At 69.8% G+C, this 15,695-nt stretch carries 18 protein-coding genes and 1 pseudogene; 6 read left to right on the top strand and 13 right to left on the bottom strand.

Going from position 1 to position 15,695, the window contains the following annotated elements; genetic code table 11:
* The first annotated feature begins 56 nt into the window (after window positions 1–56).
* Window positions 57–1,667, top strand: coding sequence for an iron ABC transporter permease (locus DVK06_RS11435; protein WP_053770119.1), 1,611 nt, complete (start codon window positions 57–59; stop codon window positions 1,665–1,667).
* A gap of 141 nt (window positions 1,668–1,808) precedes the next feature.
* Here DVK06_RS11435 and DVK06_RS11430 read toward each other — a convergent pair whose 3' ends face one another.
* Together DVK06_RS11430 and DVK06_RS18980 are read right to left on the bottom strand one after the other, a co-directional pair.
* Entirely contained in the window at window positions 1,809–2,816 is a 1,008-nt protein-coding gene (locus DVK06_RS11430; RefSeq protein WP_121600405.1) for a sulfite exporter TauE/SafE family protein, read from the bottom strand.
* Window positions 2,817–2,856: 40 nt separating this feature from the next.
* Window positions 2,857–3,021: a hypothetical protein gene (locus DVK06_RS18980; RefSeq protein ID WP_199718643.1), complete on the bottom strand. Its 165-nt coding sequence runs from the start codon at window positions 3,019–3,021 to the stop codon at window positions 2,857–2,859.
* Window positions 3,022–3,262: 241 nt separating this feature from the next.
* Here DVK06_RS18980 and DVK06_RS11420 point away from each other — a divergent pair, with 241 nt between their 5' ends.
* Window positions 3,263–4,108, top strand: coding sequence for a universal stress protein (locus tag DVK06_RS11420; RefSeq protein ID WP_121600348.1), 846 nt, complete (start codon window positions 3,263–3,265; stop codon window positions 4,106–4,108).
* A 92-nt stretch (window positions 4,109–4,200) separates the two neighbouring features.
* Here the strand turns inward: DVK06_RS11420 and DVK06_RS11415 are convergent, their stop codons facing one another.
* From DVK06_RS11415 to DVK06_RS11400, 4 genes are all read right to left on the bottom strand, one after another.
* A complete protein-coding gene (locus DVK06_RS11415; protein ID WP_121600347.1) occupies window positions 4,201–5,376 on the bottom strand; it encodes an inorganic phosphate transporter in 1,176 nt (391 codons plus the stop codon).
* A gap of 12 nt (window positions 5,377–5,388) precedes the next feature.
* A complete protein-coding gene (locus DVK06_RS11410) occupies window positions 5,389–5,850 on the bottom strand; it encodes a YeeE/YedE family protein (RefSeq protein ID WP_053770114.1) in 462 nt (153 codons plus the stop codon).
* Window positions 5,851–5,971: 121 nt separating this feature from the next.
* Window positions 5,972–6,529: a YeeE/YedE family protein gene (locus DVK06_RS11405; protein ID WP_053770113.1), complete on the bottom strand. Its 558-nt coding sequence runs from the start codon at window positions 6,527–6,529 to the stop codon at window positions 5,972–5,974.
* 8 nt (window positions 6,530–6,537) lie between these two features.
* On the bottom strand, window positions 6,538–7,731 hold the full coding sequence (locus DVK06_RS11400) for an MBL fold metallo-hydrolase (protein WP_121600346.1): 1,194 nt from the start codon (window positions 7,729–7,731) through the stop codon (window positions 6,538–6,540).
* Between the two features lie 247 nt (window positions 7,732–7,978).
* Between DVK06_RS11400 and DVK06_RS11395 the strand changes: the two genes are divergently transcribed.
* Together DVK06_RS11395 and DVK06_RS11390 are read left to right on the top strand one after the other, a co-directional pair.
* The gene (locus DVK06_RS11395) at window positions 7,979–8,224 is read left to right on the top strand and encodes a sulfurtransferase TusA family protein (RefSeq protein ID WP_053770111.1); all 246 of its coding nucleotides are present in this window, start codon (window positions 7,979–7,981) and stop codon (window positions 8,222–8,224) included.
* A gap of 2 nt (window positions 8,225–8,226) precedes the next feature.
* Window positions 8,227–8,844, top strand: a complete 618-nt coding sequence (locus tag DVK06_RS11390; RefSeq protein ID WP_199718640.1) for a DsrE/DsrF/DrsH-like family protein — start codon at window positions 8,227–8,229, stop codon at window positions 8,842–8,844.
* Window positions 8,845–8,989: 145 nt separating this feature from the next.
* Here the strand turns inward: DVK06_RS11390 and DVK06_RS11385 are convergent, their stop codons facing one another.
* The 6 genes and pseudogenes from DVK06_RS11385 to DVK06_RS11360 all read right to left on the bottom strand — a co-directional run bounded on the left by DVK06_RS11385 (window position 8,990) and on the right by DVK06_RS11360 (window position 13,062).
* The gene (locus DVK06_RS11385; RefSeq protein ID WP_053770109.1) at window positions 8,990–9,619 is read right to left on the bottom strand and encodes a DUF1641 domain-containing protein; all 630 of its coding nucleotides are present in this window, start codon (window positions 9,617–9,619) and stop codon (window positions 8,990–8,992) included.
* Between the two features lie 2 nt (window positions 9,620–9,621).
* Complete coding sequence (locus tag DVK06_RS11380) at window positions 9,622–10,767, bottom strand: NAD(P)/FAD-dependent oxidoreductase (protein WP_121600345.1); 1,146 nt, start codon at window positions 10,765–10,767, stop codon at window positions 9,622–9,624.
* On the bottom strand, window positions 10,764–11,000 hold the full coding sequence (locus tag DVK06_RS11375) for a sulfurtransferase TusA family protein (RefSeq protein ID WP_053770963.1): 237 nt from the start codon (window positions 10,998–11,000) through the stop codon (window positions 10,764–10,766). Before DVK06_RS11375 ends, DVK06_RS11380 begins: the two co-directional genes overlap by 4 nt.
* A 126-nt stretch (window positions 11,001–11,126) precedes the next feature.
* Window positions 11,127–11,270, bottom strand: a pseudogene (locus DVK06_RS11370) (SAM-dependent methyltransferase); the annotation flags it as partial.
* A gap of 6 nt (window positions 11,271–11,276) precedes the next feature.
* On the bottom strand, window positions 11,277–12,560 hold the full coding sequence (locus DVK06_RS11365) for a M20 family metallopeptidase (protein WP_053770107.1): 1,284 nt from the start codon (window positions 12,558–12,560) through the stop codon (window positions 11,277–11,279).
* A 79-nt stretch (window positions 12,561–12,639) separates the two neighbouring features.
* Window positions 12,640–13,062, bottom strand: coding sequence for a MarR family transcriptional regulator (locus DVK06_RS11360; protein WP_053770106.1), 423 nt, complete (start codon window positions 13,060–13,062; stop codon window positions 12,640–12,642).
* 162 nt (window positions 13,063–13,224) lie between these two features.
* Here DVK06_RS11360 and DVK06_RS11355 point away from each other — a divergent pair, with 162 nt between their 5' ends.
* Window positions 13,225–13,665 carry a DUF302 domain-containing protein gene (locus DVK06_RS11355; protein ID WP_121600344.1) on the top strand — a complete coding sequence of 147 codons (441 nt, stop codon included), beginning with the start codon at window positions 13,225–13,227 and terminating at the stop codon, window positions 13,663–13,665.
* A 92-nt stretch (window positions 13,666–13,757) separates the two neighbouring features.
* On the top strand, window positions 13,758–14,693 hold the full coding sequence (locus DVK06_RS11350; protein WP_053770104.1) for an NAD-dependent epimerase/dehydratase family protein: 936 nt from the start codon (window positions 13,758–13,760) through the stop codon (window positions 14,691–14,693).
* A gap of 72 nt (window positions 14,694–14,765) precedes the next feature.
* On the opposite strand, the gene DVK06_RS11345 is transcribed toward DVK06_RS11350, so the two are convergent.
* Complete coding sequence (locus DVK06_RS11345; RefSeq protein WP_053770103.1) at window positions 14,766–15,533, bottom strand: Lrp/AsnC family transcriptional regulator; 768 nt, start codon at window positions 15,531–15,533, stop codon at window positions 14,766–14,768.
* Between the last annotated feature and the right edge of the window lie 162 nt (window positions 15,534–15,695).

The following is a 15,695-nucleotide window of genomic DNA, read 5'->3' as shown; positions in this document are numbered from 1 at the left end:
AACCCCTAACGCCGGGCGTGCCCTCGCCTCGACAACCCGATCCCGTCTCCCGCACAATGACTCTGCGAACCCGGATCCGCGACCGCTTGACAGACGGCGACGGCGACCTCCCGCTGGGGCTCACGCTGCTTTGCGCGGCGATCGCCGCCACCCTCGTCTTCCCGCTGGCGTGGCTCGTCATCGAGGCGGTCGCCGTCGAGCGCGAGCGCGCCGTCGACCTCCTCTTCAGCGCCGGGACCGCCGACGTGCTCGTCAACAGCCTGCTCCTGATGGCGGGCGTCACGGTCGCGTCGATCCTGATCGGCGTCCCGCTCGCGTACCTCACCGCCCGGACCGACCTCCCCTTCCGTCGGTTCTGGACGGTCGCCGCCGCGCTCCCGCTCGTCGTCCCGAGCTACGTGGGCGCCTTCTCGTTCGTCTCCGCGTTCGGGCCGCAGGGCGAGTTCCACGAGGTGCTCGCGCCGCTCGGCGTCGAGCGTGTTCCGGAGATATCCGGGCTCTGGGGGTCGATCCTCGTCATCACGCTGTACACGTACCCGTACGTCTACCTGACGACCCGGGCCGCGCTGCTGTCGTTCGACACGACGCTCCTGGAGGCCGCCCGGACGCTGAACCACGGCCGGCTCGCGGCGTTCCGCCGCGTGACGCTCCCGACGATCCGACCCGCGATCGCCGCCGGATCGCTCCTGGCGGCGCTGTACGCGGTCTCGGACTTCGGTACCCCCTCCATCATGCGACTCCCGGTGTTCACCCGGCAGATATACGTCGAGTACAACGCCTTCGGCCGCGACTACGCGGCGCTGCTCTCGCTCCAGCTGCTCGTCGTCGTGGTCCTCGTGCTCGCCCTGGAGTGGGCCGTCCGCTCGGACCGGGAGACGAGCGGCGACGACGCGGGCCGGACCGAGGACCGCGTGTCGCTCGGGCGGCTGCGCTGGCCGGCGACGCTGCTCCCGGCCGGCGTCTCCGCGTTCGCCCTCTTAGTCCCGCTGTGGATCCTCGGCCTGTGGCTGGTCAACTCGGAGGCCGGGCGCCGCCCATCGCTCGCGTTCGAGCCGATACAGGTGCTCAACTCGGTGTCGGTCTCGGCGGCCGCCGCGGTCGTCGCCGCGCTCGCCGCCATCCCCGTCGCGTACTTCGCCGCGAACCACGACTCGCCGCTCGCGGTCGTCTTCGAGCGCGCCACGTACGTCGGCTTCGCCGTGCCCGGAATCGTGCTGGCGCTCGCGTTAGTGTACTTCGGCTCCGGCTACGTGCCGTGGATCTACCAGACGCTGCCGCTCCTGATCTTCGCGTACGTCGTCCGCTTCCTCCCGCAGGCCGTCGGGTCCGCCCGGACCTCGATCCTCCAGGTCGACCGGCGGCTCGTCGAGGCCGGGCGCACGCTCGGCGAGTCGCCGACCGGCGCGTTCCGCCGCGTGACGTTCCCGCTCACCCGGTCCGGGATCGTCGCCGGGGCCGCGCTGGTGTTCCTCACGACGATGAAGGAGCTGCCCGTCACCCTCGTGCTCCGCCCGTCCGGCTTCGACACGATCGTCACCCAGATCTGGCGGGCGCAGTCGACGGCGCTCTACCAGTACGCGGTCGTCCCGACGCTCATCCTCCTCCTCATCTCCGGGCTCTCGATGGTCGTCATCCTCACGCAGGAGGGCGGCGAAGAGGGACTGTGACGGACGCGAACGGTCCCCGCAGATACCGCGGTCCGCGTCAGCTTCCGATCCGGGCCGCTCCCGACGGTCTACCGGGTCGGCGGCTCTCGACGGTGTCGATCTGAATAGACAAACCTGCCGTGGACCGACGAGAAAAGCGGCTCAGTCCGCGGCAGACGTCTGCTGTTGGCGCGTCACGCGGAGCGAGGTGACCGTCGTGTAGAGGACCGCGAACGCGACGACGACCGCCGCGCCGATGACGAGCACCAGCCCGAGCAGTTCGAGCGTCGAGTTGCCGAGGTACGAGCCCACTTCGCCGATACCCACGGCGATGGAACCGACCAACAGCATCCCGCCGAAGTACACCTTGATATCGTCGGAGTTGACGACGGCGGTCGCGGCGGAGCCGACGCGCGCGCCGAGCGCGCTCCCGAACAGTAGCGGGGCGACGATACCGAGGTTCACGCCGCCGCCCTGCCCGTAGAGGTAGCTCCCGAGGCCGCCGGAGAAGACGATCTCGAAGAGGTCGGTGCCCACCGCGACGGGCACCGGAACGCCGATCGCGTAGATCATCGCGGGCATCCGGATGAAGCCGCCCCCGACGCCGAGGAAGCCCGACAGGACGCCGGTCGCGAAGGCGACGGCCGTGATGACCCACGCGGAGACGCGGACGTCGCCGCGGAGCGTCACCATCGGCGGGATCCGAACGGTCTGTTGGATCTTCTTCGCGATCTCGGGGATCTCGTACTCGTCGAGGTCCTTGTCGGCGGCCTCGTGGTCGATACCGCCGTCGCTGTCGCCTTTCAGAGCGTCGCGGGTGACCATCGCGCCGACGCCGCCGAGCAGGACGACGTAGGCGACGCTGATGACGCCGCCGGCGAGTCCCATCGACTCGAGGTAGTAGACGCTGGCGCGCCCTGCCTCGATGCCGATGGTCGTCCCGGTGATCATGATCACGCCGAGCTTGTAGTCCACCTGTCCGAGGTCGTGGTGTTTCAGCGTCGCGATGACGGCCGTCCCGAAGACGAACGCCATCCCGCTCCCGACCGCGACGGGCGCCGGGTAGTCTAGCATGAGTAGGGCCGGGGTGACGAGGAACGACCCGCCCATGCCGAAGAAGCCGAACAGGACGCCGACGACGAGACCGAACCCGACGAACAGCGCCAACATCTCGGGGCTCGTCTCGAAGATGCCGAGTCCGCCGAGGAAGTTACTGAGCACTCGCGTCACCCCCGACCAGGAGCCGCATCAGATAGGGCCCGACGAGCCGTTCGAGGCCGCCGTACCCGACGTACAACAGGAACGCTTCCAGTAGAATCACGCCGATGAGTAGGGCCGTCTCCGGATCCCACGTGGGTATCTCTAGTCCTGCCATCGACTCACCCTCCGACTTCTGAACGCGGAAATTCGCTTCTGGCACATTTCTGCTCACTCTACCCTACCTGCTTCGTGCCTATAACGGTTTTGGGCTAGCTGTACAATACTATATTCCGGTAACCTCGGCCGGAGTACCGATAACTTATACAGATAATACGGTACGGCCGCCGGCCGCGCGCTCGCCAACGCATCACACACCGAACAAAACCGTGTTGTCGACGCCCGTCGAAGGAGTTAGCATGAGGGCCCTGTGCGCCACTGACCTGTCGGCCGCCAGCGAGGCGACGATCGAGAACGAGACCTGTCTCCGCTGCCTGGGTCGCATCGGCGTCCGGACGGTCCACCTCGTCACGGTCGTGTCGGGGAACGTCCATCCCGGGATGCCCGGCGTCGACTTCGAGGCGCGCCGCCGGCGAGGGCTCGACAGGTACCGCGAGGTGATCGAGGCCGCGGGGTTCGGCGTCGAGACGCACGTCGTTCGCGGGACCCCGTACCGCCGACTCAACGACATCGCGGAGACAGTCCACGCCGACCTGGCGCTCGTGGGCTCGCGCGGACAGAGCCCGCTACTGAACCGGGTCGTCGGCTCGACCGCGCGAAACCTCGCTCGGACCACCGTCGTCCCGCTGCTGGTCAACCGCGTCGAGCGGGCGGCCGACGACCCCGACGTCCTCCGCGAGCACCTCTTCCGGCACGTCCTCTTCGCGACCGACTTCTCCGCGCACGCCGACCGGGCGTTCGGCGCCTTCTCCTACCTCCGTCACGCGACCGAGGAGGCGACGCTCGTCCACGTTCGGTCGCCGAAAGACGACGGGCCGGCCGGCGACGTCGGCCCGGCGGAGCGGCTGGCCGAGCGGGCGAGCACGCTGGCGGGCTGGGGGATCGAGACGCGGACCGAGGTCCGCCGCGGCGACCCCGCGGAGGAGATTCTCGCCGTCGAGGCCGAGGTCACCCCGTCGACCTTCCTCGTCGGGTCGAAGGGGCGGAGCCGAATCCGGCGGCTCCTGTTGGGCAGCGTCTCGGAGGACATCGTCGCGCGGGCGGCGGGTAACGTCTTCCTCGTCCCGCCGCCTCGGGCGACGTAAGACGGGTGTCTCGCCGAACGGACCGTCACGCCGCGGTGCACCACACACCGGTGCGCCGCTACCGCCGGCACCTACGCCGCGTCCCGGACCGGTTACAGCGCCAGCGCCGCGACGGCGTACGCGATCGCGAACGAGACGCCGAACGAGCCCGCCCACGCGCCTACCGTCGCGAGGATCTTCCGCGCGTCCACCGCGTCGCGGCCCCCGACGGCCGCGCCGCTCCCGATGATCGCGCTGACGACGATCTCGTTGAACGACACGGGAACCCCGAGCAGCACCGCCAGCTGCGCGATCAGAAATGACGGGACGAGCGCCGAGATGGAACGCCGCGGCCCGAGCGACGAGTAGTCCTGCGCCAGCGACTTTATCATCCGCGGCGCGCCGGTCCACGACCCGACCAGCATCCCGAACCCGCCGCCGACGAGGACGGCCGTCGTCGACACCATCCCGACCTCGTCGAGCAGCGGCAGCAGCGGGCCGACCGCGAGCCCGACCTGACTCCCGCCCGCGGAGAACGCGACGAGCGACCCGAGCGCGAGCAGCACGCGCCGTAAGCCACCTCGCTCGTCGCGGCGCACGTCCCACCAGACGACGACGGCGACGGCCAGCGCCGCGAAGGCGGTGATAGCGACCGCGGACGCGAGCCCGTCGACCGAGAGGGTCCGCTGCGCGAGTCCGCGCACGGTCCCCGGCGCGGTCCCCTCGCCGAGGAAGCTGAACCGGACGTTCGCGAGGACGGCGCCGACGAGTCCCGCGAGGACCGGGACGCTGTATCGCTCGGCGACTCCGGGTCGCGGGAGGACCGAGGCGATACCGAAGGCGATGCCGCCGCCGACGAACGGCGTCAGCAGCCAGACGGCGCCGATCTGTTGGTACTTCGCCCAGACCGGCGTCCCCCCGAGCGCCAGGCCGACGCCGACGACGGCGCCGGTCACGGTGAACGCCGTCGCGATCGGAATCCCGGTGGTGATGCCGACCGCCATCAGCCCCGCGCCCAGCAGGAGCACGAGGATGACGCCGGAGACGGGTAAACTGATCCCGCCCACGAGGCCGCTGCCGACGGCCTCCGAGACGTTCCCGCCCTGCGTGACGGCGCCGGCGAAGCCGAAGACGCCGACCAGCAGGGCCGCGCGCATCGTTCCGATGGCGTTCGCGCCGACGGCGGGCGCGAACGGGGTCGCGCCGCTCGACCCGGCGCCGATCACCCACGCCATGAACAGGCTGGCGAGCGCCGCGCCGACGAAGAGGGCGATGAGGGCGGGGTCCATGAAGCAGGCGTGTCAGTCCGCGCCCGCCGGGGCGGCGTCGCGCGACTCGCTCCGGCTCCGCCAGTACCCCTGGGCGTACGCGCCGACGAACATGCCGCCGAGCGCCCAGAGTATCGTGACGTTGCCGACGCCGAGGCTCGCGTACGCCGCGCCGGGGCAGATCCCCGAGAGCCCCCAGCCGACGCCGAAGACGGCCCCGCCGACGAGGACGTTCCGGTCGAACGGCTTCAGCCGGCGCTCGTACGGGCTCCCCGTGAGGGGCGCGGTGTCTCGGATCCGCGGCAGCAGCGCGAACGCGACGCCGGAGACGATCGCGGCCCCGAACATCACGAACGGGAGCCCGAGGTCCTCGAACAGGAGGAAGTTCACCACGACCTCCGGCCGCGCCATGTGGCTGAAGCCGAGTCCGAACCCGAAGATCAGCCCGCCGACGAACACCAGCGGCTTGAACAGCGGATGTCGGTCTGCGCTCACGCGTCGCTCCCTCCGGTCGCTCCCGTTCGCGCAGTTCGAGACGGCCGCCGCTGACGACGCACGGGCGTTCGGCGTTCGCCCTCCGAGGCGCTCGCTCCGTTCGCCCTCCGCGTCTCGCGCATCACGGACTCACCCCCAGCGCGGCGACGACCTGCGCGGTCCCGATCGCCACGGTCAGGAACGTCGCGACGCCGACGAGCGACGTCTTCGACGCCGAGCCGACGCCGCAGACGCCGTGTCCGGACGTACACCCCTTCCCGACGCGGGTCCCGATGCCGACCAGGATCCCGCCGAGGAACAGCCGCCACGGCTGGACGTCCGTCGTCCACAGCGTCACCCCGGCGACTTCGTACAGCTGACCGGTCGTTCCGGGCTCGTACAGCGAGGTGGTGACCACGCCGGACTGGACCGTCGCGGCGAACGCGAGCGCGCCCAAGACGATCCCGGCAGTGAACACGACCCGCCAGTCGCGCGAGCCGACGTACCGCTGGAACCGCGACTGATCGGAGACGTACGACAGCGTCGACTCGAGGAACGTGCTCGCCCCGGCCGGGATGCCGGTCCCGACGTAGATGACGACGGTCCCGAGGCCGACGAGCAGCCCGCCGACGGCGTACCGGCTGATCCCGTTCGGGAACAGCTCGGCGACCGCCTGCAGCAGTACTGGGTCAGCGACCATCGGCGTCGTCAGTCACCCGCGAGCGAGTCCTGGCTGGCGGCGCAGTTGTTCGGCCCGAGCTCCAGGGTGAACGCCTCGTCGTCGTCGACGGCGTTCTGCCCGAGGTTCGTCGCGATGATGTCCTCGTAGTTGGCCGGCCGCGGCGGCATGTCCGAGAGGATCAGGTCGACGAAGTCGTCCTCGTCCATCGTGAGCGCGTCCATCTCCTCGACGAGTTCGCCGATGGGCGCCGTGTAGGTGCCGTCGTCGGCCGGGACGGCCGCGTCGCTGAAGTGCGCGCCGCCGATGAGGGTGTCGTCGGGCAGCGTCAGGACGCGCTCTTGGAGCGACTCGTACAGCAGCCGCGCGGCGTCGGGGGCGCCCTCGTCGCCCTCTTCGAGGTCGGGGCGGGCCACGCTCTCGACGAACAGCCCGTCGCCGGTCGCGAGCAGGCTCTCGTCGACGAGGTACGACGTCATCCCGGTCGTGTGGCCGGGAGTGTAGACGGTCTCGACGGTGGCGTCACCGACCGCGAACGTGTCGCCGTCGGCGGCCGTGGTCAGCTCGTCGGCGTACGTGACGCCGCGGTCGACCGCGGCCTCGGGGATGACGCCTTCGACGCCCTCGGCGTCGAGGTCGCGCACGCCCGAGATGTGGTCGGCGTGGATGTGCGTGTCGATGGCGTAGTTCAGTTCCACGCCGAGCTCGTCGGCGTCGTCGAGGTAGCGGTCGGTGAACGCCCGCAGCGGGTCGATGATCGCGGCCTCGCCGTCGTCGTAGAGGAGGTAGCCGAGACAGCCCGAGGAGGGACGCTGGTACTGGAGGAGCGTGCCGGCGCCGTCGTACCGCTCGACCTCGACGGCCTCGTAAATGCTCGCCCAGCCGTTCATCCCGTCTTCGAGGTGGTCGACGTCGTAGCCGCGCTCCGCGAGCGTGCCCGCGACGTACTCGCTGGCGCCGCCCTTCGCACAGAGGACGGTCACCTCGCGGTCGTCGGGGATCCGGTCGAGGACGTCGTCGTCGATCTCGTCTTCGAGGAACTCGAAGTACGGGACGTTGATCGACGTGACGTTCTCGCCGTCGATACGCCACTCCTCGTAGTCGGACTGCATGCGCGTGTCGAGGATCGTGACGTCCTCGCCGGCGTCGATTCGGTCCTTGAGCGATTCCGGAGCGACGGAGTCGACGTCGACGTCCGGAGTCGGGAAGTCGTCGGCATTCATGTTTCGCAGTCGTTCATACCGGGCCGACGCACAAAAGTATTTTCATAGTATTTCCTTTTCTGAGCAATACTACCTCCCGACGGATCCAGATATACGCGGGCAGGTCTACCGTCATTACCCTTGTAAACCGTCTAAACCGGTTTCATGTTATACAGTAGTTAGTAGAATTCCCAAGAACCGACACAGTTTTACTTCATCGGGGGGTATTGTGCGCTAGCTCCAATACAGACACCGGAGCAGACACACAATGAGTGCTGAATTCGACATCGCGGAGACGCTCGACGTGAAAGGCGCATCGTGCCCCATGCCAGTGGTGAAGACCAAGTCCGCCGTCGACGGCCTCGCGGAGGGCGAGGTCCTCGAAGTGATCGCGACCGACCCCGGCAGCATGAGCGACATCGACGGGTGGGCCGACGGCACCGCGGGGGTCGAGCTCCTCGAGCAGACGGAGGGCGACGACGTGTACAAACACTACGTCCGCAAGACGGCGTAACGATGAGCACGGACACATCCGAGACCCCGGGCGACGACGCGCCGACCGAGGACGCGCCGACCGAGGACGCGCCGACCGAGGGCGCGCCCTCCCGCGCGGAGCTGGCCGCGCGCGTCGACGAGCTCGAGGACGCGCTCGCCGAGGCCACCGCTGACGACGACACCAAGAAGATGAGCATCATCGCCACCAAGGGGACGCTCGACATGGCGTACCCGCCGCTCATCCTCGCCAGCACCGCGGCCGCGTTCGGCTACGAGGTGACCGTCTTCACCACCTTCTGGGGGCTCGACATGCTCCACGAGGAGCGGTCGAAGAACCTCCAGCTCAGCTCCGTCGGGAACCCCAACATGCCCGTCCCCAACGCCGTCGCCGCGCTCCCCGGCATGGACCGCGTGACGACGAAGATGATGGAAAAGCGGATCACGGACAACGACACCGCCACGATCGAGGAGCTCCTCGAGACGAGTCTGGAGATGGGCGTGGAGTTCCAGGCCTGTCAGATGACCATCGAGCTGATGGACTACGACGAGGACGACTTCTACGACGGCGTCACTACCGGCGTCGGCGCCGCGACCGCCATTCAGGACATGGCCGAGGCGGACATCCAGCTCCTCGTCTGAGCGCCGCGAAGCGACCGTTCGGTTCTGTTTTCCCCGTCCGCCACCGGCGGCGGCTGCCCCCGACACCGTCTCTCCGGACGCGAACCGGTAGCGACCGGATTCGCCCCGTCGCGCCGCGGACCGGCGGACGCGCCGGTCCGCGGGCTCACTCACTCCGCTCGCGGCCGGCGCGCTCGCGACCGATCGCGCTCGCCACCGCGAGCAGGTAGCCGAGCCCGTACTGGACCTCCGGGTCGCGCACGCCGCGGAGCAGCCCGACGGCGCCGACCCGCTCCGGCGGCTCGCGCTCCGCCTCGCCGACGCCCTTCAGGAGGGTCTCGACGCCGTCGCGGGTGTCGTCGTCGGCCGCGGTCTGCGCCACCTCGCCGAGCGCGGCGCCGGTGCCGGCCAGCGACGCGACCATCTCGTCGTCGAGGGCCGCGGTCGCGAGCGAGCCGACCTCTGCGATCTCGGCCAGCTCGTCGAGCGTGCCGCTCCGTTGGAGCTCGAGCAGCGTGTCGAGCGCCGCTCGCAGGTCGTCGCCGTTCTCGCCGACCGCCTCGGCCAGCGCCACGGTCTCGTCGGTCGCCAGACCGTCGGCGGACTCCGCGAGCGTCGACCCCGTGGCCGAGAGCTCGCGGACCATCTCGTCGGAGAGCGCGCTCTCGCCCAAGGAGAGCACGTCCAGCAGCTCGTTGACGGCGTCGAGCCGCTCCACGAACGCGGCGACCGCCTCCGGGTTCTCCGCGATCGCCGCCTCGAGGTCGGCCGACTCGGGTGCTTCCGTCTCGGACATGGTCAGAGCAGCCCCCGCGCGGTGAGCCAGTAAGACTCGTTGTACGCCAGCTTCGACCAGTGGAGCTTCTCCGACGGCGGCGCGGGCGACGGCGGGCGCTCGTAGTCGAACTCGACGAACGAGGCCGCGTCCATCCCCGTCTCGATGAAGCACAGCGTCTTCCCGTCGTACGTCGCCGTGGCCGGGCGTCCGCGGACCTCGCTGGCGAGGCGCTGTCCGACGACGCCGGCCTGGTAGTGCGCCACGCTGCCCGCGTTCGGGACGCCGGTGTCCGCGGTGTCGCCGAGCGCGTACACGTTCTCCGCGGCCTCGGCCTCCAGGGTGTGCTTGTCGACGTCGACCCAACCGTCGTCGCCGAGCCCGGCCTCCTCGATCAGGTCGACGCCGCCGTGGGGCGGGATCGACACGAGGAGGTCGTAGTCGAGCTCGGTCCCCTCCATCGACGTGATCGTCTCCGCCTCGGGGTCGACAGACTCGGCGTTGAAGAACGTCTCCACGGCGATGTCCCGCTCCTCCATGATGGGGCGGGCCCACTCGGCGATGTGGGGGTTCCCGTGGACGCGCTGGATCGGGTACGTGTAGGTGATCCCGACGTCCTCGCGCAGGCCGCGCTCGCGGAACCAGTCGTCGACCATGAAGACGAACTCCAGCGGCGCCGCGGGACACATGTGGGGGGTCCCGACGACGCTCAACACGATCTCGCCCTCGGTGAACTCCAGCAGCTCGTCGCGCAGGGCGGTCGCGCCCGACTCGCTGTAGTAGTCGTGCCCGCCCTCGGCGAGCCCGGGGATGCGCTCGGGTTTCAGCGTCGACCCGGTCGCCAACACGAGGTGGTCGTACTCCACCGTCGGCGCGGTCCCGTCGAACCGGAGCTCCCGTGAATCCGTGTCGATCTCCGACACGCGGCCGATCCGGAGGTCGACCGCGTCGTCGATCAGCTCGTCGAGTGCGCGGCGACCGTCCGCCGGTTCGCGCTTACCGAACGGGACGTACAGCCAGACGGGCTTGTAGACGTGGTCGGGGCCGTCGTTGATCAGGGTGACCTCGACGTCGCCCGCGTCGATCTCCGGACCGAGCCGGTCGGCGAGGTCGTTGGCGAGCACGGAGCCGCCGGTCCCGCCGCCGAGGATGACGATGCGTTCGGTCATGCTTTCTCCACGTAGAACGCGTTGTGGTCGTCGAGCTCTTCGACGGCGAGCAGTTCGTTGCCGGCCTCCTCGGCCCACTCGGGGACGTCGGTGAGCGACCCGTCGCTGTCGCTCAGCAGCCGGACGACGTCACCCGACTCGGCGCTCCGGATCGCACCGATGAGGTCCATCAGGGGGCCGGGGCACGCTGCGCCTCTGGCGTCGACGGTCTCTTGGGGTTCGATGTCGGTCATGGCGGTCTCACACCTCACAGTTTCGCGGGCGGCCTATTAGTCTTGTGCGAGCATTCCACAATTCTAAAAATTCCATCGACCGGTCAGCGCCGAACGGTGACGGTCGCGACGGCGGTGGCCGTGCGGCTACCGATCGAACACCAGCGCGTAGTGGTACGGCGGCAGATCGGCTCGCCGGTCGCACTCGAACGGCGCGGCGCTGCGGACGGCCGCCGCCGTCTCCTCGGGGGACATCCGCACCGCCGTCGGCGGTCCGCGGGGCTCGGCCCCCGGCGGCTACTCATCGGTTCGAGCCCGCCACGCCGCCGGGAGCCGGGCGTAGACGACCGCGTTGTCGACGAGCGCGTCGACCGGGACGTACTCGTCGGGCGCGTGCGCGGTGTCGGTCCCGAGCGAGAACTCGACCGTCGATATCCCGGCGTTCCGGAGCTTCTTGGCGTCGCCGCCGCCCGTCGCGCTCCGCCTGAAGACGCGGTCCCCGGTGACGCCCGCGGCCGTCGACGCGACGGCCTCGACGAGCGGGCCCTCGGGGTCTTCGGCGGTGCCGACGCTCCAGGAGACGTCGGCGATCGTGATCCCCTCGCAGTCGGCGACGCACTCCCGGATCCCGGCGAGCACGTCGGGCGTGTGGACGCCCGCGGTGAGCCGCACGTCGACCTCGGCGCGCGCGGAGCCCGGGACGGCGTTCACCGCGTCGCCGCCCTCGAAGACGCCGAGGTTGATCGACGGGTACCGGAACAGTTCCCGGGCGGCCGCCTCGCCCATCGACGGGGCGTAGTACGCGACCGACTCCTCGACGATCGGCTCCATCTCGGCGCCGATCGCCAGCCGCTCGGTGCCGAACCGATCTCGGATCCGCTCCACGGCGGCGTAGAGCCGGTCGACGGCGTTGACGCCGAGGGCCGGGCGGGAGCCGTGCGCCGCCTCGCCCGCCGCTTCGAGCGTCAACCAGATGCTGCCCCGGTCGGCGACCGTGACGGAGTGACGCCCCGCCTCGCAGGTCGGCTCGCCGATCACGCACGCCTCCGCGTCGAGCACACCGGCGTCGAGCAGCGCCGGGAGGCCGGCGTCGCCGCCCACCTCCTCGTCGCTCACGAGGGCGAACAGGAGGTCGACGGGCGGCTCGGTATCCGTCGCGGCGAAGGCCCGGAGCGCGAACAGCAGCGACGCCACGGCGCCCTTCATGTCGGTCGCCCCCCGGCCGTAGACCCGGCCGTCGGCGCGCTCACCGAGCGGGTCGCGCGTCCACGCGTCGGCGTCGAACGGCACCGTGTCGAGGTGCCCGTTGTACAGGAGCGTGCGGTCGGCGTCGCCGGGGACCCGCACGAGCAGGTTCGGCTTCGCCGGGTCGACGGCGACCCGCTCGACCTCGACCGGGAGCGGGTCGAGGAACCGCTCGACGGCGGCGGCGATCTCCCGCGTGTCGCCGGGCGGGTTCGACGTGTCGACGGCGAGCAGGTCGAGGGCCAGCGAGACCAGCGCCTCCCGGTTGGCCCGCACGTACTCGGCGGGGGCGTCGCCGGCGGGCGCCGACCGCGACGCGCTCGTGTCTTCGGCCATACCGTCCGGTTCGGTGCCCGGCGATTTAGCTGTTTTGTACATATCGCACAATATGCTGCGGCGGGAGGGGGTCGCCAGCTCACGCCTCGGGGTCGGGCTGCGCTGTCCGGTCCTCGCTCCCGTCCGGTTCCTGACCGTACCGGTCCTCGAACTCCTGAACGAGCCGGCCGACGGTCGCGTACCAGCTGTTGAGGAGCCGCCGCATCTCGCGGGCGATCGCCTCCGGCGCCCGCGGCCGGTACACGTAGTAGTAGCCGCCGTGGTCGTAGTTCACCTGTCGCCGGACGACGAGGTCGACCTCGACCAGTCGCGAGATCGACCGGTGCGCCGTCGACCGCTCGCAGCCGAGCCGGTCCGCCACGTCGTCGACGGTGAGCCCCTCGTCCGCCCGCTGGAGCGCCCGGAAGACTGCCCGGTCCCGGTCGTTGAGCCCGTGGATACACTCCAGCACGTCCGGCCACTCCATGTCGCGTTCGAGGTCCTCGCGCACTGACGCGGTCATCGTACCGGGCTATAGGGCGGCGGAGGTGGTTAAAGATGTTCCCGAACAGCACAAGACTATCTCTCCCGCGTTGACACAGACGCGCTTCGGTCGGCGTGTCGCTCGGATTCTCGGCGTCCTATCCAAAGGGTATTTGCTACGTTGGCCCAAGACGATACACGAATGACGCTTCCGATCGACCCGACCCAGATCGACCCGGACGACATCGGCGAGCAACAGACGACCCTCGAAATGGACCACGAGGAGGCGATCGAACACGTCCGCGACGCCTTCACCGACGCCGGCTTCGGCGTCCCCGTCGAGTTCTCGCCGTCCGAGATGCTCAACGAGAAGATCGACGCGGGTCGCGACCCCTACTACGTGCTGGGCGCGTGTAACCCCGAGGTCGCCGACCGCGCCCTCGACGCGACGGACAACAAGCTGGGCGCGCTGATGGCCTGTAACGTGGTCGTGTGGGAGGAGGAGCCCGGCACGCAGCGCGTCTACCACGTCTCCATCATGCGCATCGCTCGACTCGTGGGCATGGCGCCGGACGACGACGAGATGGCGGACATCGTCGCCGACACCGGCGAGATCGTCGACGAGGCGTTCGCGAACCTGTAAGGTCGCGTCGCTCTCGCCCCGCCCTGCCCGCCTCGCGCCCGTCCTCCGTTCCGATTCCACACCTACTTATTCGCGACCGACGACGACTCCGTATGAACCTCGCCGATTCGCGCGTCCTCGTCACCGGGGGCGCCGGGCTCGTTGGGAGCCACCTCGCGGCCGCCCTGCTCGACCGCGGCGCGACCGTCCGCGTCGCCGACGACCTCTCGAAGGGGACCCGCGACCGCGTCCCCGACGGCGCCGAGTTCGTCGAGGCGGACGTGACCGACCCCGACGCCGTCGCCCGCGCGGTCTCCGCCGACCTCGACGCGGTCTTCCACTTCGCGGCGTACACCGACACGAACTACGACGACGACCGCGCGCTGTTCGAGGAGAACACCGCGATGACGTACAACGTCTTGGAACGGATGCGCGAGGTCGGCGTCGACCGGTTCGCGTTCACCTCCTCGTCGACCGTGTACGGCGAGGCGCCGCGGCCGACGCCCGAGGACTACGCCCCCCTCGAACCGATCTCGATGTACGGTTCCGCGAAGCTCGCGGACGAGGCGCTGATCTCGACGTTCGCGCACTCCTACGGGATCCAGTCGTGGGTGTTCCGGTTCGCGAACATCGTCGGCCCGCGCCAGCGCGGCAACGTGATCCCCGACTTCGTCCAGAAGCTCGACGACGACCCGACCGAACTGGAGATCCTCGGCGACGGCCGCCAGGAGAAGTCGTACATGCACGTCACCGAGTGCGTCGACGCCATCCAGCACGTCGTCGAACACGCCGCCGACGACCTGAACGTCTACAACCTCGGGACGCGGACGACCACCTCGGTGACCCGGATCGCCGACGTCGTCAGCGAGGAACTGGGCGTCGACCCCGCGTACAGCTACACGGGCGGCGACCGCGGCTGGACCGGGGACGTGCCGAAGATGCGGCTGTCGATCGAGAAGCTGTCCGCCCTGGGCTGGGAGCCGTCGATCGAGAGCGACGAGGCGGTCCGGCGGAGCGCCCGGGAACTCATCGACGAGATAGTCGAGTAGGGTGCGGTCGACCGCTGCGGAGCCGGTCGCGGTTCCGGCCGCCGCCCGGGGCGACGAGACGGCCCCGCCCGGTCACGCCCGCTCGTTCGCCGGTCGGGGGTCGCCGTCGAACGCGTCGACGAGCCGCTCCGGGAGCGCCTCGGGCGAGAACACCGAGACGAGGTCGCCCGGCTTGATCCGCGTGTCGCCGTTCGGCGCGATGTGGTCGCCGTCGCGCTCGATCCCCACGACCAGCACCTCGTCGGACAACAGCCCCCGCTGGTTGGCGGTCTCAAGCGAGAGCCCGGCCACGTCGGCGCTCTCCGAGACGGTGAACTCCACGACCTCCCCGCCGCCGACGACGGTCTGGAAGTCGGTCACCGCCGACGGGGCCCGGTCCTCCTCCGGGGCGAACTCGTGGTACGGCTGGAACGTCTCGTCGAGGACGATGTCCTCGCGCTCGATGGTCACCCCGGCCGAGGAGAGCTGCTGCGCGATGCGGTTGATGTCCGTCGTGTCCTCGCCGACGGCGGTGACCACGAGGTTCTCCTGCCCGGCGAGGAGCTCTCGGACCTGGGTCACCCCCGGGGTCGACAGCGCCTCGTTGGCGAGCGCCGACCGCTTGCTCACGGGGGCCGTACAGGTGAACTGCGTCGTCACCTTCCCGTTCGAGTTCTCGTAGTCGATGTCGGCGTGGTACCCCCGGATGACTCCCTGCTCCTCCAGTCGGTTGATGCGGTTGCGGACCGTCGCCGGAGTGACGTCCACCTCCTCGGCGATCATCGGCGCGGACGTGTCCCTCGCGTTCATCCCCAGGTAGTAGAGGATCCGACGGTCGATCTCGTCGGGGCGGTAGGTCATGGCCCCAGCTACTGGCTATCCGGCCAAAGACGTTTTGCCCCTCACACGACGACGCCCCGTGCCCGAGGGGGGTTTCGAGAAACGCGGATTCGAAACATCTCAAATACGCATACCGCACTCAAACGGGGTGATTTTTTGTGGTTCGAAAACAAAAAGCCGCGT

The sequence above is a fragment of the Halorubrum sp. Atlit-28R genome (genome assembly GCF_003665955.1).
Classification (GTDB): domain Archaea; phylum Halobacteriota; class Halobacteria; order Halobacteriales; family Haloferacaceae; genus Halorubrum; species Halorubrum tropicale.
Note: the sequence above shows the minus strand (reverse complement) of the source record. Positions and strands in the feature narration are given on the sequence as shown.